At 42.2% G+C, this 23,732-nt stretch carries 23 protein-coding genes; all 23 read right to left on the reverse strand.

Going from position 1 to position 23,732, the window contains the following annotated elements:
* Positions 1–3: 3 nt before the first annotated feature.
* The 23 genes from IGK85_RS12045 to IGK85_RS12155 all read right to left on the reverse strand — a co-directional run bounded on the left by IGK85_RS12045 (position 4) and on the right by IGK85_RS12155 (position 23,598).
* A complete protein-coding gene (locus tag IGK85_RS12045; RefSeq protein WP_008380893.1) occupies positions 4–882 on the reverse strand; it encodes a branched-chain amino acid ABC transporter permease in 879 nt (292 codons plus the stop codon).
* A gap of 108 nt (positions 883–990) precedes the next feature.
* The gene (locus tag IGK85_RS12050) at positions 991–2,178 is read right to left on the reverse strand and encodes an ABC transporter substrate-binding protein (RefSeq protein WP_008380891.1); all 1,188 of its coding nucleotides are present in this window, start codon (positions 2,176–2,178) and stop codon (positions 991–993) included.
* Positions 2,179–2,461: 283 nt separating this feature from the next.
* Positions 2,462–3,343, reverse strand: coding sequence for an ROK family protein (locus IGK85_RS12055; protein ID WP_005234383.1), 882 nt, complete (start codon positions 3,341–3,343; stop codon positions 2,462–2,464).
* A 126-nt stretch (positions 3,344–3,469) separates the two neighbouring features.
* Positions 3,470–3,928 (reverse strand): GNAT family N-acetyltransferase, encoded by a 459-nt coding sequence (locus IGK85_RS12060; protein WP_008380888.1) that lies wholly within the window; start codon positions 3,926–3,928, stop codon positions 3,470–3,472.
* A gap of 39 nt (positions 3,929–3,967) precedes the next feature.
* Entirely contained in the window at positions 3,968–4,243 is a 276-nt protein-coding gene (gene yidD, locus IGK85_RS12065; RefSeq protein ID WP_008380886.1) for a membrane protein insertion efficiency factor YidD, read from the reverse strand.
* A gap of 92 nt (positions 4,244–4,335) precedes the next feature.
* Positions 4,336–4,512: a DNA-directed RNA polymerase subunit beta gene (locus IGK85_RS12070; protein WP_008380884.1), complete on the reverse strand. Its 177-nt coding sequence runs from the start codon at positions 4,510–4,512 to the stop codon at positions 4,336–4,338.
* 20 nt (positions 4,513–4,532) lie between these two features.
* On the reverse strand, positions 4,533–5,825 hold the full coding sequence (gene murA, locus IGK85_RS12075) for a UDP-N-acetylglucosamine 1-carboxyvinyltransferase (RefSeq protein ID WP_008380882.1): 1,293 nt from the start codon (positions 5,823–5,825) through the stop codon (positions 4,533–4,535).
* A gap of 90 nt (positions 5,826–5,915) precedes the next feature.
* Positions 5,916–6,149: a DUF1146 family protein gene (locus IGK85_RS12080; protein WP_008380880.1), complete on the reverse strand. Its 234-nt coding sequence runs from the start codon at positions 6,147–6,149 to the stop codon at positions 5,916–5,918.
* 158 nt (positions 6,150–6,307) lie between these two features.
* Positions 6,308–6,730: a F0F1 ATP synthase subunit epsilon gene (locus tag IGK85_RS12085; protein WP_005228716.1), complete on the reverse strand. Its 423-nt coding sequence runs from the start codon at positions 6,728–6,730 to the stop codon at positions 6,308–6,310.
* 31 nt (positions 6,731–6,761) lie between these two features.
* The gene (gene atpD, locus IGK85_RS12090) at positions 6,762–8,168 is read right to left on the reverse strand and encodes a F0F1 ATP synthase subunit beta (RefSeq protein ID WP_005234377.1); all 1,407 of its coding nucleotides are present in this window, start codon (positions 8,166–8,168) and stop codon (positions 6,762–6,764) included.
* Positions 8,169–8,194: 26 nt separating this feature from the next.
* Entirely contained in the window at positions 8,195–9,097 is a 903-nt protein-coding gene (locus IGK85_RS12095; RefSeq protein WP_005228710.1) for a F0F1 ATP synthase subunit gamma, read from the reverse strand.
* Positions 9,098–9,113: 16 nt separating this feature from the next.
* Positions 9,114–10,670, reverse strand: a complete 1,557-nt coding sequence (gene atpA / locus IGK85_RS12100) for a F0F1 ATP synthase subunit alpha (protein ID WP_008380876.1) — start codon at positions 10,668–10,670, stop codon at positions 9,114–9,116.
* Between the two features lie 23 nt (positions 10,671–10,693).
* Positions 10,694–11,236: a F0F1 ATP synthase subunit delta gene (locus IGK85_RS12105; RefSeq protein WP_005234375.1), complete on the reverse strand. Its 543-nt coding sequence runs from the start codon at positions 11,234–11,236 to the stop codon at positions 10,694–10,696.
* Positions 11,223–11,747, reverse strand: coding sequence for a F0F1 ATP synthase subunit B (gene atpF / locus IGK85_RS12110; protein WP_005228706.1), 525 nt, complete (start codon positions 11,745–11,747; stop codon positions 11,223–11,225). Before atpF ends, IGK85_RS12105 begins: the two co-directional genes overlap by 14 nt.
* An 88-nt stretch (positions 11,748–11,835) precedes the next feature.
* Entirely contained in the window at positions 11,836–12,048 is a 213-nt protein-coding gene (gene atpE / locus IGK85_RS12115; protein ID WP_005228705.1) for an ATP synthase F0 subunit C, read from the reverse strand.
* 32 nt (positions 12,049–12,080) lie between these two features.
* Positions 12,081–12,800, reverse strand: coding sequence for a F0F1 ATP synthase subunit A (gene atpB, locus IGK85_RS12120; RefSeq protein ID WP_008380872.1), 720 nt, complete (start codon positions 12,798–12,800; stop codon positions 12,081–12,083).
* A 293-nt stretch (positions 12,801–13,093) separates the two neighbouring features.
* A complete protein-coding gene (gene smpB / locus IGK85_RS12125) occupies positions 13,094–13,552 on the reverse strand; it encodes an SsrA-binding protein SmpB (RefSeq protein WP_008380870.1) in 459 nt (152 codons plus the stop codon).
* A 15-nt stretch (positions 13,553–13,567) separates the two neighbouring features.
* Positions 13,568–15,928: a ribonuclease R gene (rnr, locus tag IGK85_RS12130; protein ID WP_008380868.1), complete on the reverse strand. Its 2,361-nt coding sequence runs from the start codon at positions 15,926–15,928 to the stop codon at positions 13,568–13,570.
* 3 nt (positions 15,929–15,931) lie between these two features.
* Positions 15,932–16,684 carry an alpha/beta hydrolase gene (locus IGK85_RS12135; RefSeq protein WP_005234371.1) on the reverse strand — a complete coding sequence of 251 codons (753 nt, stop codon included), beginning with the start codon at positions 16,682–16,684 and terminating at the stop codon, positions 15,932–15,934.
* Between the two features lie 123 nt (positions 16,685–16,807).
* Positions 16,808–17,044: a preprotein translocase subunit SecG gene (secG, locus tag IGK85_RS12140; protein WP_005228700.1), complete on the reverse strand. Its 237-nt coding sequence runs from the start codon at positions 17,042–17,044 to the stop codon at positions 16,808–16,810.
* 156 nt (positions 17,045–17,200) lie between these two features.
* Positions 17,201–17,473 (reverse strand): GNAT family N-acetyltransferase, encoded by a 273-nt coding sequence (locus tag IGK85_RS12145; RefSeq protein WP_008380865.1) that lies wholly within the window; start codon positions 17,471–17,473, stop codon positions 17,201–17,203.
* Between the two features lie 17 nt (positions 17,474–17,490).
* Complete coding sequence (locus tag IGK85_RS12150; RefSeq protein ID WP_005234368.1) at positions 17,491–18,447, reverse strand: alpha/beta hydrolase; 957 nt, start codon at positions 18,445–18,447, stop codon at positions 17,491–17,493.
* A 144-nt stretch (positions 18,448–18,591) separates the two neighbouring features.
* Positions 18,592–23,598, reverse strand: coding sequence for a Cna B-type domain-containing protein (locus tag IGK85_RS12155; RefSeq protein WP_429968743.1), 5,007 nt, complete (start codon positions 23,596–23,598; stop codon positions 18,592–18,594).
* Positions 23,599–23,732 lie beyond the last annotated feature (134 nt).

Below are 23,732 nucleotides of genomic sequence, written 5' to 3' on the forward strand. Positions count from 1 at the left end.
CACCTACACTTTCTCTTTGATATTTTTGCCGAGGATCCCAGCTGGACGAACCAACAATATAATTATTAAAATGACATACACTAAAGCATCCTTGTAATCAGAAAAACCAAGCGCTGTCGCTGCTGTCTCCACTAAACCGATCACAAAGCCGCCTAAAGCTGCACCAGGAATGATCCCGATCCCGCCGAGAACCGCCGCAACAAAAGACTTCAGACCAGGAACGACCCCCATTGATGGATCAATGGAATTATAATACAAACCGATCAGCATCCCTCCAGCTGCAGCTAAAGCCGAGCCTAAGGCAAAGGTAAAGGAAATCGTTCGATTAACATTGATCCCCATCAAACGCGCTGCATCTGCATCAACACTTACTGCACGCATCGCTTTTCCCATACGGGTCTTTTTCACGATCAATTGCAAGAGAATCATTAAGGTAACCGAAACAGCCAAAATCAATAACTGGACATTACTTACTTGAACAAACCCGATGGAATAGGTTTTTCGTTCGATTGCTTGCGGAAACGGGCGCACATTGGCAGAAAAGAAAAAGATCATGACATTTTGCAAAAAATAAGAAACCCCGATTGCCGTAATCAATGCCGAAATTCGCGTGGAATTTCTCAAAGGACGATAGGCTAAAAATTCAATCGTTACCCCAAGTGCTGCACTGGCGATCATCGAAATGAATAACGCTGGGAAAAAGCCCAATTGCCATTGATTGATCAAAAAGTAACCGATAAAACTACCAATCATATAAACTTCTCCGTGGGCGAAGTTGATCAGCTTGATGATGCCATACACCATCGTATAACCCAACGCTAACAAGGCGTAGATACTGCCTAGAAACAAGCCGTTGATCAATTGTTGGATCATCATTTCCATATACTCACTTCCAATATCATTTATTATGGTTCTTCTCATTAGAGAAAAGAAACTGAGACAAACACATCAGGTCTGTCCCAGTTTTCACTGCCAAACAACTACAGGTTTTTAAGGTTCCACAGTGTCTGCTGAGGTTTCCTTCCCGTCAGTCAATCCTAAAACAACTGCTGATTTCTCAGGGTTATGATTTTCATCCATTGTGATTTCACCTGTCACGCCGACAAAGTCTTTCAGTTCAGACAAACCAGCTGCAATTGCCAATGAATCTGCTGAGTTTTGATCTTCGATTGCTTGTTTGATCATGTAAACTGCATCATAGGCTAACGCATTAAAAGCAGAAGGTTCTTTGCCATACTTTTCATTGAAAGCTGCCACAAACGGCTCAACTTTGTCGTTTGCTGGTGCTTTGGTAGAGAAGTGACCGGTATAGTAAACATTGCTGACATTTTCTGCACCAGCTGTTTGAACCATTTTTTCATCACCGAATCCATCGGCACCAATGATTGCTTGATCAATTCCTAATTCTCGCGCTTGCTTGATGATCAAACCAGCTTCTGTGTAGTAGCCTGGAATGAACAAGACATCGAAGTCGACATCTTTGATTCTTGTAAGAACTGCTTGGAAATCTTTGTCGCCTTCAGTAAAGTTATCTTCTAAGACAATTTCGCCTGGGTAACTTTCTTTAAATGCTTCCGTCAATCCAATTGCGTAATCACTTGAGTTGTCTCCCAAGATCACGGCTTTTGATGCATCCAAATTTTCAGCCGCATATTTCGCTAAGATCGTTCCTTGGAAGCTATCTTGGAAACAAGAACGGAAGGCAAATTCTTGCACTTTCCCACTAGTATAAGTAATCGCATCGTCAGTACCTGAAGGTGTAACCATTGGTACTTGTGCTCTGGTCACGTTAGGCAAAGCCGCTTTCGTAGCACCAGAAGTTGCTGGACCAATGATGGCTACAACTTTATCATTTGTAGCTAAGTTGGCTGCTACCGTTGCAGCTTCATTGTTATCTGATTTGTTATCTTTCGAAATAATTTCAATTTGTTTTCCAAGAATACCGCCGGCAGCATTGATTTCTTCTACTGCTAAGTCGATTCCTTCTTTTTCAGCCGTCCCATAAGCAGCTACGGCTCCTGACAACTCTAAGTTGGTTCCGATCTTGATGGTATCTCCCTCTTGTTTATTGCCACCTTCAGCAGCCCCGCTGCCATCCGTTGATCCACCTGTTGGTCCAGCGCTACATGCTGTCAACAAAAACAAACTCGCAAACAAAAACGCAAATTTCTTTTTCATAATTTTCCTCTCCTTCACTTCCCCTGAATATGTTATCCAATATACTGAAAAATCTGGAAAATGTCAACGAATTATCAGAATATTTCACCTATTCAGAATTTATTTTTTTTACTAGGAAAAAATGGTGTTTTTAAAACACTGTTCCATCAATAATGGAATCGCTTTTCATTTTTTTGAACAAAAAGAAAAGCAAGCAAAGTTTTTTTCCTTTGCTTACTTTTTGATCATTTCGAATTGCTTCATTTTTTGTCAAAAGGACGTTTGAAAACATTACATCAAGATGTTAGCGGCTATTTCGTGGATACAATGCTTGAAAATTGGCTGCCGCCCCAACTAGATTGGCATCGTTGCGATAGTCACATAGCTTGATCAGTGGGACAAAATCATTTAAAGCTTGATCTGCCAACATTTTTTTCAACCGTTGATTCACTTCTTCTAACAAGCCATTTTTGGCACTGACACCGCCACCGATAATGATCACTTCAGGATCAAAAGCAAATTGAATACTGAATAGTCCTTGCGCTAAATAGCGGTAAAATTTATTGACTTCCTCGATCGCAATGGCATCCCCATCTTCTGCACGTTGAAAGACCTCTTCGCCGGTAATTGTGGTTCGATCTACACCAATTCGATCACAATAACGCCAAGCCATCTGAACCGCTGTCCCTAGTTGCGAAAATGTTTTGCCTTGATCCAAAATCATCAACCCAAATTCACCGCCGTATAAATGTGCCCCACGGACTAGCTCACCATTTTGAAACAGGGTACCGCCAACGCCTGTTCCGATCACAACGAAAGCTGCTTGCTGATACTCTTTGCCCGCTCCTTGATAGAATTCAGCCATTCCAGCGCAATTAGCATCATTTTCGATGGTTACTGGTACCCCAAACACTCCTTCGAGTTCAGAGTAGATGTCAAACCCATGGATATAAGGAATCGCACTGATACCGTCGATTCGACGTTCTTGGGCATTGACTGCACCTGGAGCACTGATCCCGACCCCTTCGATCTCTTCGTTTACGCTTGCTCTTACTTGCTGCAACTGGGCTTTCATTTCTTGCCACGTGCTTGGTGTAGTAAATTTGCCTTTACTCACCAAAGAATCCTGTGCCCAGACGCCATATTTTACTGCTGAACCACCCATATCAAAGACTAAAATCGCCATTTTTTTCCCTCAATCCTTTATTATTCTGATACTATCTATTTTACCGTAAGTCCCCGCTTGAAGAAAGCGATTTCCGAGAACAATAAAAAAAACAGCCTAAAATCGCCATAGACTGTCTCTATGGGATTAGAGCTGCTTTTCCAAAATAACTTGATCGATCAACTGCTGCCCATTTTCGAAAATCGGTTCAGCATAGTGAGTGGTGAAATAATTTTCCATCCGGTCTTTTTCAACATAGTCTTGCGTTTGGTACAAAGTCAGGGCTGCAGAGGGCAGACTACCAGTTTTGATCACTACAATCGGCCGTTTTGCCCCAAGGTGTTGACTGAGGATCGCTTCTTCGGCAGCTTGCAGCAATTGACGACCAATGCCCATTCCTTGCTTTTCTGGAGAAACGGCCACATTCATAATCTCCCAGTTGTTGCCTTGATTTTGATAAACTAGCACACCAATCATTTCTCCAGCTTCTTCATAAACAAGTGTTTGGCTATTATATAGATAGCTTTCTACGACTGCTTTTTCAGGATCTGCATCCAGCAGCAACGCCCAAGGATACGCTTCATTAGAGTCGATTGGACGAATCATGGCTTTTTGGCTCCTTTTTTACATTTTTGTTGATTCCTTTTAACTTTTCCGATAACGGTACGTTGGTTTGACTTTGTCTTGCGTATTTCGTTTTAAAGTAAACGTCTGGGGTACGTAATCTATACCGCCTTTTACAAAGGGATGGCAGCGTAAGATACGAGCCACCCCCATCAAACCTCCTTTGGCTGCGCCATGGACTTGGATCGCTTGGATCATGTATCCTGAGCAAGTCGGATAATAACGACAGCTAGGAGGAAATAATGGGGAAATAAAACGTTGATAGAAACGAACAAAGCCAATCAAAAGTTTACTCATTTCTTGCCAACCTTTCTTTTTATGATCACGATTCAGTGAAGATAGATAGAAAAAACTAGGACTCAGCACGAGGCATAAGTCCTAGTTTGGGGTTACTTCATAAACTCAAAGATATGATTCCAAAGACTTGGAGAGAAGACTTTAAAAGGACTACCGTCGCCAATCAGCCCATAGCCAATCATCGTTCCGGCTAAGAACAATAAAATAGCTAATAATATGACGATTAGAATTTTTATCAAGCTAGTTAGAATGTAACGGTTCAACTTCACTTTATTCTCTCCTACTCCTACTATGCGTTTACTGGTACGGTTTCTTCAACTGCTTCAGAAACTCGTTCCACAGAAGCACCTAATTGCTGCAATTTTTCATGGAATTTGTAATAGCCACGATCCAAATATTTTAGATTGCGGACACGTGTCCGACCAGTTGAACGTAGACCTAATAAAATTAACGCTGCTGCTGCACGTAAATCCGTTGCATAGACCAGCGCACCTTGCAATTCATGGCCGCCTTCGATCACTGCTACGTTGCCGTCTATTTTGACATGAGCATTCATCCGACGCATTTCTTCTAAATGTTGGAAACGGTTCTCAAATACAGTTTCGTTCACAACACTCGTTCCAGCTGCTAAAAGTTGAATAGCAGACATTTGCGCTTGCATGTCCGTAGGAAAACCTGGATGAGGCATTGTTTTCACATCTGTTGCCTTCAATTGTTCAGGTCCAACGACACGAATCCCTTCAGCTACTTCAGTCACTTCTGCGCCCATTTCGATCAATTTTGAGATCAATGGACGATTGTGTTCTGAGATCGCATCTTTAATAATGACGTCTCCTTGGGTCATCGCTGCTGCAACCATAAAGGTTCCTGCTTCGATACGGTCTTGGACGATCGAATGTTCCACCGCATGAAGGTGATCGACCCCTTCGATACGCATCGTTTCGGTTCCTGCACCAAAGACTTTGGCACCCATTTTGTTTAAAATGTTTGCTAAATCGACGATTTCAGGTTCACGAGCGACGTTTTCAATGATGGTGATACCTTTAGCTTTTACCGCAGCCATCATGATATTTTGCGTTGCGCCGACACTTGGGAAATCCAAGTAAATGCTATTGCCTTTTAACTCATCGGCGATCGCTTCTATGTATCCATCTTTTTGGATGATTTGAGCGCCTAGTGCTTGAAATCCCTTCAAATGCAAATCAATTGGTCGTTTGCCGATTGCACAGCCGCCAGGCATTGCCACTTTGGCATGACCATTACGGGCTAACAAAGGCCCCATGACTACGATTGAAGCGCGCATTTGGCTTACATACTCATAAGGTGCTTCGATCGCTAACTCTTGTGATGCATCGATCGTCATCGTATTGTTTTCTTCTTCAAAATCGATTGCGACATTTAAATGCCGAATCACTTCTTTCATTGTTAATACATCGGAAAGGATCGGTACATTTGTTAATGTCGTTGTTCCTTCTTCCGCTAATAAGCTTGCCGCTAAGATAGGTAGAACAGCATTTTTTGCCCCTTCGATCTTCACTGTTCCAGTTAATCGATTACCACCTTGAACGATCATCTCTTCCATTTATGTTCCCTCCAAATAATGCAGTGACTCACACAAATCTTGCCAATTATAGCATAATATTCGGTGTTTTTGCATATATTAATGAAATTCTTAAAAACCTGTTAAAAATAAATTACGACATAACGCAATCAACTCAAGGAAAAAAGTACTGGCGGTGTAGCCTAATGCAATCGCAAGAAACACCATGACCATTCGTATCTGAGTCGTTCGTAAGGCTTTAAAAAAAGCATCGATCCGCACAGATTGCAATGCCCAAAATGCTAAATAGATGAACGCTAAATGACTCACGATTCGAATGATTGCATCAATTCCATACACTTGCATACTTCCTGCTCCTTTTTCATAATTGAACATTCCTATCATACCACAAAGATGTCAAGATAAAAAATAATCTTTCTTGAAACCTTCATGAAAAGACTTTAAAAAGTTTTTAAAACGTTTTCTCGAATAAAAAAAAACAAAGGCAAGATGCCCTTGTTTTTTTAGGAATGTTTTGACACGTTGATTCGATTAATGGCGCGGTGCAAAGCAACCGTTGCGCGACGAAGCTGGTCGATATCTTCGACTTGTTTGGCCTCTTCGATTTGACGTTCTGCACGTTGTTTTGCTCTTTCTGCCCGTGAAACGTCGATATCACGATCACGTTCCGCACTATCGGCTACGATGGAGACAACATTGTCCCGCACTTCAAGGATACCGCCATTGACGGCGACCCAGTCGACGTGAGTATCTGAATCGATCCGTTTGACCCGGACTTCATCAATCGTCAAAGGAACGATGATTGGGGCATGATGCGGCAAAATACCGATCTCACCATCTGTCGTACGTGCAACCACGATTTTCGCGTGATGATCGTAAACCAAACCAGCAGGTGTCACCACATTGACTGTTAAAAATTGATCCATGAGGTTCCCCTCTTTCTTCAAGGCTGGTTAATTAATAGCCAATTTTTTTCGCTTTTTCAATGACGTCTTCAATTCGTCCTACACTACGGAAGGCTTCTTCTGGAAGATCATCATATTTTCCTTCAAGAATCTCAGCAAAGCCTTTGATCGTTTCTTCAACTGGTACATAAGAACCAGGTTGTCCAGTAAACTGTTCCGCTACGTGGAAGTTTTGCGACAAGAAGAATTGGATCCGACGCGCACGAGCCACTAACGTTTTTTCTTCATCAGACAACTCATCCATCCCTAAGATAGCGATGATGTCTTGTAGTTCGCGATAACGTTGCAACGCATGCTGTACTTCAGTCGCTACTTCATAGTGTTTTTCACCAACGATTTCAGGTGCTAACGCACTAGAAGAAGAAGCTAGCGGATCAACAGCTGGATAGATCCCTTGTTCAGTCAATTTACGTTCCAAGTTGGTTGTTGCATCCAAATGGGCAAAAGCAGTCGCTGGTGCCGGGTCCGTGTAGTCATCGGCAGGAACATAGATTGCTTGAATAGAAGTAACCGATCCTTTTTTTGTTGAAGTGATCCGTTCTTGCAATTGTCCCATTTCGGTTGCTAGTGTCGGTTGATATCCAACGGCAGAAGGCATCCGACCTAGTAAGGCAGATACTTCAGAACCAGCTTGAGTAAATCGGAAGATATTATCGATAAACAAGAGCACGTCTTGTCCTTCTACATCGCGGAAGTACTCCGCTAAGGTCAACCCAGTCAAGGCAACCCGCATCCGGGCACCTGGTGGTTCGTTCATTTGTCCAAACACCATGGCTGTTTTTTCGATAACGCCAGATTCTTTCATTTCATTATAAAGGTCGTTTCCTTCACGTGTCCGTTCACCAACACCTGTGAAGACAGAGATCCCCCCATGCTCTTGGGCAATGTTGTGGATCAGTTCTTGGATCAAGACAGTTTTACCAACACCGGCACCACCGAAAAGACCAACTTTCCCCCCTTTTAAATAAGGGGCTAATAAGTCGATAACTTTGATCCCAGTCTCAAGGATCTCGGTACTTGTTGACAATTCATCAAAGTCAGGAGCTTTTTTGTGGATCCCACTGCGGGGTGCTTCTTCAGGAAACGGTGCTTCTAAATCGATGGTGTCCCCTAAGACATTAAACACCCGTCCTAAGGTTTCTGTCCCAACTGGAACAGAAATGGAGGCGCCTGTATCGATTACTTCCATTCCTCGTTGTAAGCCATCTGTTGATTCCATGGCAATCGTACGGATAACGCCGTCGCCAAGTTCTAAGGCAGCTTCTAACACAACTTTTGTTTTCTGCTCATCTTTTTTGTAAACAATCAACGCATTGTTGATATCTGGTAATGATTGGTCTAGAGAGAATTCCACGTCAACAACGGGACCAATGACTTGAACAATCTTGCCTGAACTCATTCGTATTCCTCCATTCGTTCTTGAAACTATTCTAACGCGGATGCCCCCGCCACAATTTCAGTAATTTCTTGGGTGATCGCTCCTTGGCGCGCTCGGTTATAAGAGATCGTCAAGTCCCCAATAATATTTTTGGCATTATCTGTTGCTGTTTTCATCGCTGTCATTCCGGCAGCATGCTCGGCTGTTTTTGCGTCAACAATCGCACCATAAATCAAGCTTTCAGCGTATTGAGGCAGTAATTGATTCAAAATTGCTTCTCTGGAAGGTTCAAACAAGTATTCTTGTTCATAACTTTCGGCTTCTTCAGGATCTAGATCGGAAATCGGCAACATTTTCTCCACACGAAATTGGCTAGTCAATGAGTTGATGTGATGGTTATAACACACATATAATTCATCGAAGACTTCGTTTTGGTACATCGTTGTCGCCAATGTTACGATTTTACGCACCTCGTCAAAGCTTGGTTGATCCGAAAGGTTTCTTAGCTCGTACGCCAAATTGATGCCCCGTGCTTTGAAAAAGTCAGCGCCAGTTGCACCAATGGCAATCATGACATACTCTTCTTCTTTTGCATGGTCTTCATCCAGCATGGTCATCATTTGCTTCAAGATGGAACTATTGTAGCCGCCCACTAGACCGCCATCAGAAGTGATGACGATGTAGCCTGTGCGTTTGACCGGACGACTAACCAACATACTGTTATAGTTCACACCATCTTTAGGACCAGAACCTGCAAGATCGGAAAGCTGCTGCGCAGTTAAATGCGTCACGATTTCACGTACTTTGTTGGCATACACTTGAAACTGTTTCGAATGAGCTTCAGATTTTGTTAATTTTGCAGCTGAAACCATTTGCATGGCCTTTGTGATTTGGCTGGTTTTTTTTGTTGAGGCAATTCGTTGCTTGATTTCATTTAATGAAGCAGCCATTTTCTCTCACCTCTTTTTATGCGTTTTGCATTGTCGATATTTTATCTTGGGGTGTCACCCGAGAACCGTTGGATGCCATGAAAATATCTTTGAATGCTTTAATGGTGTCATCTAACAAGCTTTCTTCTGGCAAGTCTTTCGTTGTCCGAATGGTTTCAAAAATCGTCGCTGCATTTGCTTCGATATATTCAAATAATTCTGCTTCAAAGTCCAATAGTTTATTGACTGGTACACTATCAATGAATCCATGCGTCAAGGCATAAAGAATCACGACTTGTTTTTCTACTGCCAGTGGTTCATGCAGTTTTTGCTTCAAGATTTCAACGGTTCGACGACCGCGGTTTAATTTGGCTTGTGTTGCAGCATCTAGATCAGACCCAAACTGCGTAAAGGCCTCTAGTTCGCGATAGCTAGCCAAGTCCAAACGCAAGGTACCGGCAACTTTTTTCATTGCTTTGATCTGCGCAGACCCCCCAACCCGTGAAACGGATAATCCAGCCGCTACGGCAGGACGAACACCAGAATAGAAAAGGTCGTTTTCTAAGAAAATTTGTCCATCTGTGATAGAAATCACGTTGGTTGGGATATAGGCTGAAATATCCCCTGCTTGTGTTTCAACAAACGGCAATGCCGTCATCGATCCACCACCTAGTTCATCACTTAATTTCGCTGCACGTTCCAATAAACGAGAATGCAAGTAGAAGACATCCCCTGGGTATGCTTCACGACCTGGCGGACGACGTAGAAGTAGAGAAAGTTCACGATAAGCGACCGCTTGTTTTGATAAGTCATCAAAGACGATCAAAACATGTTTGCCGTTATACATGAATTCTTCCCCCATCGCAGCCCCCGCATAAGGTGCGATATAAAGCAGTGGTGCTGGTTGTGAAGCACCTGCTGAGACCACGATCGTGTAATCAAGCGCACCGTAACGACGCAATGTTTCCACTTGTGCACGAACAGTTGAATCTTTTTGGCCAATTGCGACATAAATACAGATCATGTCTTGCCCTTTTTGGTTGATGATCGCATCAATAGCGATCGTTGTTTTTCCGGTTTTCCGGTCACCGATGACTAATTCCCGTTGGCCACGACCGATTGGTACTAAAGCATCAATAGCTTTCAACCCTGTTTGCATTGGTTCCGAAACGGATTTCCGTTGCATAACACCTGGTGCAGCTGCTTCGACTGGGCGTGATTTATCTGTTTCGATCGGACCTAAACCATCGATTGGTTGCCCTAATGGATTTACTACCCGGCCAATTAATGCATCGCCGACAGGAACTTCCATGATTTTACCAGTTCGTTTTACTTTGTCCCCTTCACGAATGGTTTCAAAATCACCTAGGATGATGATTCCGACATCGTTTGACTCTAAGTTTTGTGCCATCCCATAAGAACCGTTTGAAAACTCAAGCAGTTCTCCACTCATGGCATTTTCTAAACCGTGGGCGCGGGCGATCCCGTCCCCAACATATGTGACAGTACCGATTTCTTCTACAGAAAGTTCGTTCTGATAATTTTTAATTTGCTCTTTGATCAAGGCACTAATTTCTTCTGCTTTGATGGCCATCCGATTCACCTCTTATCTCTTGTTTATCTGCCGATTTTTTGTCGCAGATAATCCAGTTGGCTCTTAATACTACCGTCGATCACTTGATGATTTGCTTCAACGATGACACCGCCTAAAATCGTTGGATCGATCGTTTCTTTCAATTGTGCCTGCTTGTACCCAAGCTTATCGGCGATTTGCTTTTCGATTTTGCTTTTTTGTTCTGCTGACAAAGCAACAGCCGTTGTGATCGTTCCGAGAACAAGACCTTGATATTCATCGTAACGACGTTCGTATTCATCAATGATCAGCAATAAATCATCCATGCGATCATATTCGTAAACGATCTCCAAGAAATTTCTGACTAAACCTTCAAAGCCCTTCAGCAATTGATCGACTAATTGTCTTTTCTCATGAAGATCCAAACGGTTATCGGTCACGATTTGGCCGAATGTTGGAATTTCCTGATAAATCTGACGCAAGGTCAATAATTCTTGGTAAACTTCTGTCAAGCGCTGTTCTTCCATCGCCAATTCGAACAACGCTTTTCCATAACGTTTTCCCACTGTGAATTTATCGAGTTTCATTAACTGAACCCAATCCTTCGATATATTGATTGATTAGGGATTCATGATTTTCGGGAGTCAATTCGCGGCCTAAGATTTTTTCTGCGATTTGAAGCGAAAGTTCTGCAACATCATCTTTCACTTCTTTTAACGCAGTTTCTTTTTCAAGGGTGATATCTGAGTTTGCTTTTTCTTTCAAACGAGCCACTTCTTCTTTGGTCTCGCTCAAAATATTTTGCCGACTCAATTCCCCGCTATCTTTGGCGCTCTTGATGATCTCCGCAGCTTCAGAATGAGAACGTGCCAATTTTTCTTGGCGTTCTTTTTCTAATTTTGCTGCATTCAAGCGTGATTGTTCCGCTGAATCCAAATCATTGGCGATTTTATCTTCCCGTTTTTGCATCATGCTGCTGATGGCATCCCATGCAAAATGTTTCAATAAGAATAGCAAAAGAAGAATTGACCCGCTGACAACGATAATATTGCCAAGCATTGGATTTTGAACTTCCGCTATAACCAACTGATTTAGCATAACGATTCTTCCTTTCTGAAAGTCATTGTTTCATTAGAAAAAAGCAAAAACGAGTGCAATTGTTCGTTTCTGCCTTTTCGTGCTCGTCTTATCGGAAGACTAATAACAGCGCGATAACTACCCCTAGAATCGGTACAGCTTCGACTAACGCTACCCCGATAAACATTGTTGAACGTAGTTGACCTGACATTTCAGGTTGGCGTGCCATTGATTCGATTGTTTTTGCGATTACTTGTCCGTTACCATACCCTGCACCAATTGCTGCTCCGATAATTGCTAATCCTGCTCCAATAAAGTTCATTCTTTTTTCCTCCTAATTGTATGTCGATTCGATTAATGTTCTGCCACGATTTTGTGGCTCATAAATACCATGGTCAATGTAACAAATACATAAGCTTGGATCGCTCCAATAAAGAGCGAGAAGCCAATCCAGATCATTTCTAGCGGCATCACGATCGGCAATGACCACCAACCAAGACTAATAAACATGTTGGCAATCAATCCTAATAACACTTCACCAGCGAATATATTTCCATATAAACGCAAGCCTAACGTGATGACATTCGTAAATTCTTCGATGATTTTTAGCGGCAATAAAAAGCCCACCGGTTTCAGATACGAATTGATCAAGTAATTTTTGAAGCCCAACGACTTGATCCCAAAGAAATGTGTCAAGGAAATAACCATAAGTGCAAGTGTCAATGTAACAAACGGGTCTGCTGTCGGACTTTTCCATAAGGTAATGTCATCTGTCGTCACGATTTTTGTGACTAAGCCGATCTCATTTGCCACAAACACAAAAAGAAACATTGTTACACCGAGCAAATGAAAGTTGTTCACTTGAGATCCTGGTAGATTGTCCGCCACGATGCCACGAACAAAGTCAATGACCCATTCAATGAAGTTCTGCTTCCCTTTCGGTTTCATTTGCAGGTTACGTGTACAAATAAAGACCACCAAAAAAACAATAATACAAGAAATGATTGTCATCATAGCTACAGTTCCATCAAACCATATAGGACCGATATGAAACATAAGCGATTTATCTTCCAATCTTTCTCACCTCTTTTCCTGTCATCTCCAGAAAAAAATCTGGTGTTACAATGCGTTTCCTCTCATAACAATCGGTATCATACCACCACGAATGGAAAATTTCAAAGCATTTTCAAGAAAATTAGACAAAAAACTCACAATGCCAAAAATCCTAAATTAATTGAAAAATTCTCGTGTCGCTATGTGGAAGAAAAAGCCTGTTATATCAACAGCTTTCCCTTAAATGCTACCAAATTTAGCGTGATTTTCAAAGCAATAACCTCTATCGGATTCTAAAAGAAGTTCTTAGAAAATTAGAAATTTCTAAGAACTCGGTCAATTTGTCTTTCTTGATCTTTGCGTTTCAAGGATTCCCGCTTGTCATATTCGCGTTTTCCTTTCGCTAAACCAATCAAAACTTTGGCATAACCATCCTTGATATACACCTTTAATGGCACAATCGTCATACCGGTATTTTTTGTTTCGCCAATCAGACGAGCGATCTGCTTTTTGTGTAGCAACAGTTTTCTCGTCCGCAATGGATCGTGATTAAAAATGTTTCCTTGCTCGTAAGGACTGATATGCACATTGACTAAGAATGCCTCACCGTTACGAATGCGTACAAAGCCGTCTTTCAAATTGATCCGGCTGTTACGGATCGCTTTGATCTCTGTTCCCTGTAAGACGATCCCCGCTTCGATCGTATCGAGGATCGTGTAATCATGGCGGGCCTTTTTGTTTTGGGCGATTAATTTCCCTTCTCCTTTAGGCACGGGCCATCCCTCCAATTATTTTTTCTTGATTCCTTTGTAAAAAGGTTTTTTCTTTTTCACTTTGCCAGCTTTTTTCGGCTTGCCTTTGCCTGATTGCTCAAAGCGTTTCCCTTGGTTTTTCTCAGGGTTTCGTTGTTTTTTTCCACGGCGGCTAGCTTCATTTTTTTGATTGTTGTTACGTTTGTTGGCTTTTGGTGCTTGCAGTTTTTCAACTTCTTCTGCTGCTACCAGTTCGAAATCGATCTCTCTTGTTTCTGGATCAGCCTTTACGACTTTGATGCGAACTTTCTGACCAATTTTAAAGGTCAGGCCTGTCCGTTCACCCACAAGTGCCAGATGGTTTTCCAAATAATGGAAGTAATCTTGCTTCAGATTATTGATATGGATCAACCCTTCAATCGTGTTAGGCAGTTCAATAAACAAGCCAAACTTAACGACGGAACTGATGATACCGTCAAACTCTTCTCCTACTTTATCGGCCATATACTCAGCTTTTTTAAGCGCATCGACTTCTCTTTCTGCATCGACTGCTCGTCGTTCCATCTGGGAGCTGTGCATGGCGATGTCAGGCAAGATTTCCGCCCATTTGTTTTGGTTGGCTTCAGAGACATCTTCACTGTAAGAACGAATCAAGCGGTGTACGATCAAGTCGGGGTAACGACGGATCGGTGATGTAAAGTGGGTATAATCTTCCGCTGCCAAACCATAGTGGCCGACGTTTTCTTCTGAATACTTCGCTTGCTGCATACTTCTTAGCAGCATTGTATTGACAACCATTGCCTCTGGCTTATCTGCGACATCTTCAACCACTTTTTGCAATTGTTTTGGTGAGATCGAGCCATTGGTCTGCTTGACTACGATCCCTAAAGCAGATGCAAAATCAAAGAAGCGGCGCATTTTCTCTTCTTTTGGTTCCTCATGGATCCGGTAAATAAATGGTAAATGCTTCTGATTGAAATGACGCGCCACGGTTTCATTGGCTGCCAACATGAATGATTCGATCAATCGTTCGCCGACGCCCCGTGCTCGTAGAACGATTTCTTGCGGGTGTCCTTCTCCATCGACCAAGACTTTTGCTTCTCGGTCTTCAAAAGAAACTGCCCCACGTTTGATGCGCATCGCTTCTAACACGTGATGCAAGGCGGCCATATCATGGAACATCGGTACTAATTCCGCATATTCTTTGGTGGTTTCTGGATCATTGTCTTCAATGATTTGATTGACTGCTTGATACGTCATACGGGCACTTGTTTGAATAATACTTTGGAAAATATTGTAATCTGTGACGATCCCCTCTTGGTTGATCCACATTTCACAGCTCATAGTCAACCTTGGGACATTCGGATTCAACGAACAGATCCCGTTTGATAAACGCTGTGGGATCATCGGAATCACACGATCCGTAAGATAGACACTCGTTCCCCGATCAAACGCTTCTTTATCCAATGCGCTGTTTTCGGTCACATAATAAGAAACATCGGCGATATGCACGCCCAAATAGAAGCTACCGTCAGGCAATGCTTTTACGGTCACCGCATCATCCAAATCTTTGGCATCCGCTCCATCGATTGTTACAATCTGTTGATCTCGTAAATCCCGCCGTTCCGGAAAGTCGGCAGGATCGATCGTATCTGGTACTGCATCTGCCGCTGCTAAGGTTTCTTCCTCGAATTTTGTTGGAATCCCGTTCGCCACGACGATCGATAATATATCCATTCCAGGATCGTTTTTATGTCCTACAACTTTCGTGATCAACCCCTCTAAGCTTTTCGAATAACCTTTTTCTGGGTAATGGCTGATTTCAACGATCACAATGCTCCCATCTACAGGTCGAATCCCTTGAGCACCAATAAACACCTTTAATTCACTTAGTTTTTTATCTTTAGGCTGAACAACGCCATATAGATCCGACTCTTCGATCTCTTTTTCATCAAATAATGTAAACTCGCCGACCAACTGACTGATGGCCCGTTGTTTGATCTCAACGACTTTCCCCTCTGCACCACGATCTGAGAAAGGATCCGCAACGTGCACGATGTCCACAGCAACGGTATCGCCGTCCATGGCATAGCCTGTTGCTTCTTTAGGGATATAAATATCGTCTTCTTCTTCATCCAACGTGACAAAGCCGAAGCCCCGCTCGTTGGCACGGAAGGTTCCTTCCACAAACACTCGTTTCATGGGTAATTTCACTTTGCCTTTTTTGTTAAAAATCACGCTGCCTTCTCGTTCCATCGCCGCTACTGTCTGGACAAGATTCTTAAAGTCTGTACTTTTTTGAAGTCCTAGACCTTCAGCAATTTCTTCCATTGAAAAACTTTTTTTGCGGCTTTCTTCGAGAAACTGAATAATTTTTGTTTTAATCGTTTCTGTCATAACTCACTCTTTCCAAGCAAGTGTTTCTAAGAAAGCAAACACATCCTGCTCTAATTTTTTCCGTTCTGGTCCAACGGTCACCACATGACCGCTTTCGGGATACCATTGAAGCGTATAGGGAACATGGGACAGTGCCCCTGCTGTTTTGAAAACCGTCTGTGGATCGATCATTTGATCCTTTCCTGCTTGTGCTAGAAAGACTGGGCGCTCGATTTTCCCTAAATGCCCAGCTGTGGTTTGTCCGACTGTTTCGATCCCTTGCAGTTGCTCTCTGACCTTACGAGGGACTTCTGCCAATATTTCTTTTTGGGTCGCCTCGTCTAAATCAGCATAGGGTATGACCATTTCAGCATACTTTTCAAAATTGACTGGCACTTCATTCTTGGTTTCAAATAGTGGCGAACAAAACAGTCCGCCCCCCATCAATGTTGGATCTTGTGTCAAACGATCCATCGCTAAAATCCCGCCCATCGAAAGTCCAAGAACGGCAACTTCTTCATAGCCTTTTTCTCTTACATAAGTAACTGCATCTGCAGCATCCTGCTGCCAAACAGCCATCCCTTGATTTAAGATATCATCTGGATTGGGCGTACCATGTCCAGTAAACATCGGCGTATAAACCGTGTAGTCTTTTTGTTCTAACGAACGACAAAGCATACGCACATCGTTAGGACTACCTGAATAGGCATGGAACAAAATGACTGCTCGCTTGCCGTGTTCAGCAAAAACCGGTTTTGGTTGATTAAATGTTTTCATGTTTCCTTTCACCTCACGTCCAATTCTACCATAGTTAAGAAGAATACTTCGACAAATGCGATCAAAATCTTCCCCTTAAAAAGAAAAAAACCTCTCTTTACGAGAGGTTCGCTAGCAAAATGATTAGTTTGATGAAAGAAAAGCCAAAATAAAGAGCAAGACCATCCAAACAAAACCTAAAATGGCCGTTGAGCGCTGCATCACTGCTTCAAATCCACGGGCTTTTTGCTTACCAAACAATTGATCCGCACCGCCAGTAAAGGCACTAGCTGCACTATTTTGCTTGCTAGGCTGCATCATGATCGTAATGACCATTAAAATCGAAATAACAATTACAGCAGTTAATAAGATATTATACACGTTAGCTCCTCCTTGCTTGCTAAAGTCGTCCTTTCTATTTTAGCATTTTTCGCTAGAAATTACTACTCCCTTTTTGTCATTGCTCGTTGCGTGACGGTTTAAAAAAAAGACTGTCCTTTCTGACAGCCTTTTTCTCATAGATCGCTTTCGTTCAAATCAGCGAACGAGTACGTCATCATATTCTGGTTTTTCTTTGAACTCTTTGACCGCAAAGGAGCAGACAGGCATAATTTTTTTCTCTTCCCGTCGTGCTTTTTCAACAACTGCTTTGAGCAATTTTTGCGCCAATTGCTGTCCACGATAATCAGGGTTGACGAAGGTGTGATCAACTTCAAGTACATCATCTTGTGTTTCTTGCCATGTAATCTCACCAATTTCTGTTTCTCCATCATATAAAGCAAAACGCTTGTTTTCTTCTTTTATTTCCATTGTTTTCGCCCTTTCTATCAGACAATGTCTGTTTTTTGTTTGATATTCTCAATAAATTGCAAAACGGTTGGCCAATATTCTGGGGCATCTTTAACTGCCTGTAAATGTCCCATATTGGGAAAAAGGACTTTTTGTTTCGGACCAGCCGTTGCTTCCATTAAAGTATTGATTTCTTTTTCAGAAAGAAACGTATCCTTTTCTCCTTGTAAAAACAGCACAGGTAAATGGTTGCTGCCGACTTGTCGGGTCACTGAGATTTGTAGGAAGGGGTAGCCGACTAAGTGTTTACTGTAACGATTGGCTAATCGCAAAAAGCGCTTGACGGGTAACCGAGAAAATTGTGGTAGACTTGCCCGAATGGCACTATAAACGGACGTATAACTGCTGTCTGAGATCAAACCCGCAACTTGCACCGGCATGACTTCTCCACTGGCCAGCAGCAAAGTCGCCGCTCCCATCCCTAAACCATAGAGGAAGATTTGGGTTTGTGGGTCTTTTTCCAAAATCTTATCGATCCACAAAAGCAGATCCATCCGATCTAGCCACCCTAAGCCGATCTCTTTGCCTTCACTACGGCCATGTCCACGCAAATCAGGAACTAAAACATTGTAACCCGCAGCCCAGAATTTCTCGGCCGCATCTTGACAGTCTGCTTGCCCATCACTGCGATACCCATGCAAGCAGATCACCCACGTTTTAGCACACTGATCAAAGACTTCTGCTCTCAGGATCAGATCATCGGTGGTCGTTACCGTACATTCCGAACCTTGTGACCAAAAAGCCGAACTGCTTTTCGCGATCCGCTCTTTGTATGGAATCCCCAGTTTCTTTCTGCCTTCTTTTTCATACCATTCATTGTTACGCATAATAATTGCCGAAACAAAATAGCGTACGCCCTTTTTCATCACAGACGTGCGATATACATAGTACACCAAAAAAATAAAAATTAGCAGTAGTAGCAATAGCCAAACCATAGGATCCCCCCTTCATTTTAGTTTACCATTTACACCGGTTTTCAGCCAAAGTTTTGTCGCAAGTCTTAAATAAGTCCTATACTTTTTTAAGAAAAAATCTTTGTACTGACTTCTAGCGAAGGAGCAGTACAAAGATTTGTTTGGTTAAATATGTTTCTGTTTATAGAATAGGAAGGCGATCATGGTGAGTAAAATACTTCCAAGAACACTTAGTTCATAAGAGGATTCCTCATTTGTCTTTGGCAATCGTTTTTCATTATCTGTCTGTGATGACTCTGTCTGGTTCTTTTTGTCATCCAGCTTTTGCTCGGCGTTTCCGGCTATTTTTTTCGGTTTATCAGACTTGTCAGAAGGTGTTGGTACTTTGGGACCGCTAGGATCATTCGGTGTCTCAGGCGTTTTTGGTTCGACATAAGTATTGATCAAATCATAGTCATGGACTTCTGACTTGTATCCTTTGACAGCCACTTCTTGAATGCTATAGGTGTACGCTTGACCTTTCTCATCATATTTTGGCAGATCTTCAAAACGATAGGTCCAGTTGCCTTCTTTATCTGCTTTTACGGTTTGCTTGTCGATTTCTTTACCGTTTTGCATTAATTCGACAGTGATGCTTTCAGGGCGGGTATTGAACTTGTTATCATAGTCTTTCCATGTCTTTGTTCCAGCTACGCCTATTGTATCGGTGTTATGGTACGTGTTTACTAAATCATAGCCGTTGACTTTAGTGGTGTAACCTGGCACTTTTTCTTCTTGGATCGTGTACGTGTACACTTTTCCTTCGGCATCATACTTAGGCAAATTTTCAAAGCGATAGGTCCAGTTCCCTTGGTTATCTGCTTTTACGGTTTGTTTGTCAATTTTTTTATCATTTTGCATCAGCTTCACAGTGATACTCTCTGGACGGGTGTGGAACTTGTTGCCATAGTCATTCCACGTCTTCGTTCCCGATACTACCGTTGTTTCGGTGTTGCGATAGGTGTTGACTAGGTCATAACCATTGATTTCAGTGGTGTAACCTGGCACTTTTTCTTCTTGGATCGTGTAGGTGTAAGCTTGACCTTTTTCATCATACTTAGCCAGATTCTCAAAGTGATAACTCCAGTTGTTTTCTTTATCAGCTTTTACGACTTGCTTGTCGATTTCTTTATCATTTTGCATCAGCTTGACAGTGATGCTTTCTGGTCTTGTTTCGAATTTGTTATCGTAGTCATTCCATGTCTTTGTTCCGGCTACGTCTGTCGTTTCAGTATTGCGGTAGGTGTTGACTAGATCATAACCATTGATTTCAGTGGTGTAACCTGGCACTTTTTCTTCTTGGATCGTGTAGGTGTATGCTTGACCTTTTTCATCATACTTAGGCAGATTCTCGAAGTGATAGGTCCAGTTGTTTTCTTTATCAGCTTTTACGGTTTGTTTATCAATCTCTTTACCGTTTTGCATTAAGTCGACAGTGATGCTTTCAGGGCGGGTATTGAACTTGTTATCATAGTCTTTCCATGTCTTTGTTCCAGCTACGTCTGTTGTATCGGTGTTATGGTACGTGTTTACTAAATCATAGCCGTTGACTTTAGTGGTGTAACCTGGCACTTTTTCTTCTTGGATCGTGTACGTGTACACTTTTCCTTCGGCATCATACTTAGGCAAATTTTCAAAGCGATAGGTCCAGTTCCCTTGGTTATCTGCTTTTACGACCTGCTTGGCAATTTTTTTATCATTTTGCATCAGCTTCACAGTGATACTCTCTGGACGGGTGTGGAACTTGTTGCCATAGTCATTCCACGTCTTCGTTCCCGATACTACCGTTGTTTCAGTATTGCGATAGGTGTTAACTAGGTCATAGCCGTTGATTTCAGTGGTGTAACCTGAAACTTTTTCTTCTTGGATCGTGTACGTGTATGCTTGACCTTTTTCATCATACTTAGGCAAATTTTCAAAGCGATAGGTCCAGTTCCCTTGGTTATCTGCTTTTACGACCTGCTTGGCAATTTCTTTATCATTTTGCATCAGCTTGACAGTGATGCTTTCTGGTCTTGTTTCGAATTTGTTGTCATAGTCATTCCATGTCTTTGTTCCGGCTACGTCTGTCGTTTCAGTATTGCGGTACGTGTTGACTAGGTCATAGCCGTTGATTTCACTGGTGTAACCTGGCACTTTTTCTTCTTGGATCGTGTAGGTGTAAGCTTTACCTTCGGCATCGTACTTAGGCAGATTCTCAAAGTGATAAGTCCAGTCGCCTTGGTTATCCGCTTTTACGACTTGCTTGTCGATTTCTTTATCATTTTGCATCAGCTTGACAGTGATGCTTTCTGGTCTTGTTTCGAATTTGTTATCGTAGTCATTCCATGTCTTTGTTCCAGCTACGTCTGTCGTTTCAGTATTGCGGTACGTGTTGACTAGGTCATAACCGTTGATTTCACTGGTGTAACCTGAAACTTTTTCTTCTTGGATCGTGTACGTGTACACTTTTCCTTCGGCATCATACTTAGGCAGATTCTCGAAGTGATAAGTCCAGTCGCCTTGGTTATCTGCTTTTATGACTTGCTTGTCGATTTCTTTATCATTTTGCATTAAGTCGACAGTGATGCTTTCAGGGCGGGTATTGAACTTGTTGCCATAGTCATCCCATGTCTTTGTTCCAGCTACGTCTGTCGTTTCAGTATTACGATAGGTGTTGACTAGGTCATAGCCGTTGATTTCAGTGGTGTAACCTGAAACTTTTTCTTCTTGGATCGTGTAGGTGTATGCTTGACCTTTTTCATCATACTTAGGCAGATTCTCGAAGTGATAAGTCCAGTCGCCTTGGTTATCTGCTTTTACGACTTGCTTGTCGATTTCTTTATCATTTTGCATCAGCTTGACAGTGATGCTTTCTGGTCTTGTTTCGAATTTGTTATCGTAGTCATTCCATGTCTTTGTTCCGGCTACTTCTGTCGTTTCAGTATTGCGGTACGTGTTGACCAGGTCATAACCGTTTACTTTAGTAGAATACCCTTCAACAGGTGTTTCTTGGATTGTGTATTCATAAGTCTGACCAGATTCGTCAGTTTTCGGTAGATCAGTAAATTCATAATGCCAGTCCCCCTCTTTACTTTGGGTAACCGTTTTAGTTTGGAATACTTCACCGTTTTGCAATAATTGAACCATAATGCTTGTCGGACGGGTATTGAATTTGTTGTCATAATCATCCCACGTTTTGGTCCCGCTGATTGTCGTTGTATCAAAAGAAAGCAATTGATTCATGGCAGCTAGTTTAATAGTCGGCACGATTGTTTCATTTGCTTGCAGATCCCAGCGATGGGTTTCTGCGTTGACCAGCACTGTATCAGCAATGATACTGCCGTCAACATTTTGATGGACATCGACTGTATCACCAACAGCCAAGATGGTTCCTTGGAATGGACTATTAATCGAAATCGTTTGGCCCTCTGATTGGTCAACAAAATTCCATAAGATAACAGCATCATCAAACTCTTCTGTTTCATGGCTATTACGAGACGTACCATCCGTATATTCTAGTTTGATTTGGGACTTAACATTAACGGTGCTGGCTCCCTCAGTGTCCACATTGATGATCACAGGCGTATTTCCTCTTGTTAGCCCTTTAATGGTGATTGGCGTATCTTTTTCTAATTCCGTTTTTGAAAGAGAAACAACAACCTTTTGATCTTCTTTCGCAATTGTATCTTCTGAAAAAGAAATGGGTTTTTTATCAATCAGATAGCCGTCTGGCGCTTCCGTTTCCACAAAGGAATATTCTCCCTCTGGAAGACCAGCTTCGATCACCTGCCCATCATCATTTGTGACTTCTTCATCGACTTCCTTATGCGTCTTGTTGTTTTGAAGTTCGTAAACACCATCATCAAGTGGATTTCCTTGTTCGTCTGTCAAGGTCAAAACAACCGCTTGTGTCTCATCTTCGGCATCGGCTGTATTGATGACCCGCTGATTATTATCAGTGAAATCCTTGGTTACACCGGGTGTCTGCGGATAAGCTCCCAGTCTTTCTGACGTCGCCTGTAACGTTGAAAATGCCTGTTCAAAGTCTATATAAGGCTCACTCACGGATTGATCTTGAAAAACTTCGGAAGTCTTCAAGTGATCCATTCTCTGACCATTTACAAAAACGGCAGGTTGTTGATTTTGATCTGCTAAATCTACTGTGACTGATGGGCCAAAGACAACTTTGTTTTTTCTGCTATCAGTTCCTGACACAAAGGAAGAATTTGCGATCGTATTGACTTTTTGAATATAATTGATTTCTGTTGGCAAAGAACCATCCTGAATACTGGTCCCAAAATTGACATTTCCGTTTAATTCACCAACGGCCAAATTTCCGTTCGTGTGTGTATTTAGCGTCGCATGGTTAGCAAAAATATGAAAATATTGCGCTTCTCCTAGAAGTGCGTCATCAACTTCAGGAACATCATTTTTAAAAATGCCCCCACTTGAAAGTTGTGAAGCTGCTGGCGCACTTGCTTGGGTATCAGGCGTTGATTCTATGGTTTTTGATGCAGTATTTGACGCCGTTTGTTGTTGTGACTCGTTGCTTGTTGTTACAACCTTTTTTTCAGAAGCCTCTGTTTGATCCTGAGTATCAGAAAGTACGGCTTCTGTACTCGTTGCTTCTGTGGATTCATTTTCAGGTAGAACAACTGCTACATCTGTTGTGTTGATGATGTCTTCTTTCACTTGTCCATTTTTTTCATCTGTTTGAAGAAAGGCGGATTTGATTGTCAATGTTTGAAGACTTTTTGTTTGAAACGTTAGCGTCATTTGGCTAAAAGAACTGCTAGCGGTTTCTTCCATCAGCTGCTGTCTTTGCGGATCATATGTAAATGGCGTGCCGCTGCTTTGAATCGAGTTCGGCAGAACCGTTTGTTCCCCTTCACTCAAGCTGAATGCTAGTTGATTAGCTGCTGCTTGTTGATTTTTTTCTACCTCGATCGTCCAAGTGATTTCTCCTGTCGTAGGATCTGGTAATGAGGTCACTTGCGCTGTGCCCTTTTCGTTTTGAAATAGGATTGTTTTGGGATTCTCCTCGGTGTCCGCATTGGCTGTGATGACTGATAATAAAGGCGCCAAATAGGATAACATAAGTAAGGACAGCATGAACATTGGGTAAGCTATTTTTTTCACATAAGTACACATTTCTCTTCCTCCAAACAACAAATTTTACTCAGGTGATTATCCTAATCGGAAAAAAGAGAAAATGCAAAATGACCCAAATTTTGATTCTGTGAGAAAAATGAGAGCAAAAACCGAAAAATGGGTCCTGCTCTCAA

The sequence above is a fragment of the Enterococcus sp. AZ015 genome (assembly GCF_050499225.1).
Taxonomy (GTDB): domain Bacteria; phylum Bacillota; class Bacilli; order Lactobacillales; family Enterococcaceae; genus Enterococcus_D; species Enterococcus_D entomosocium.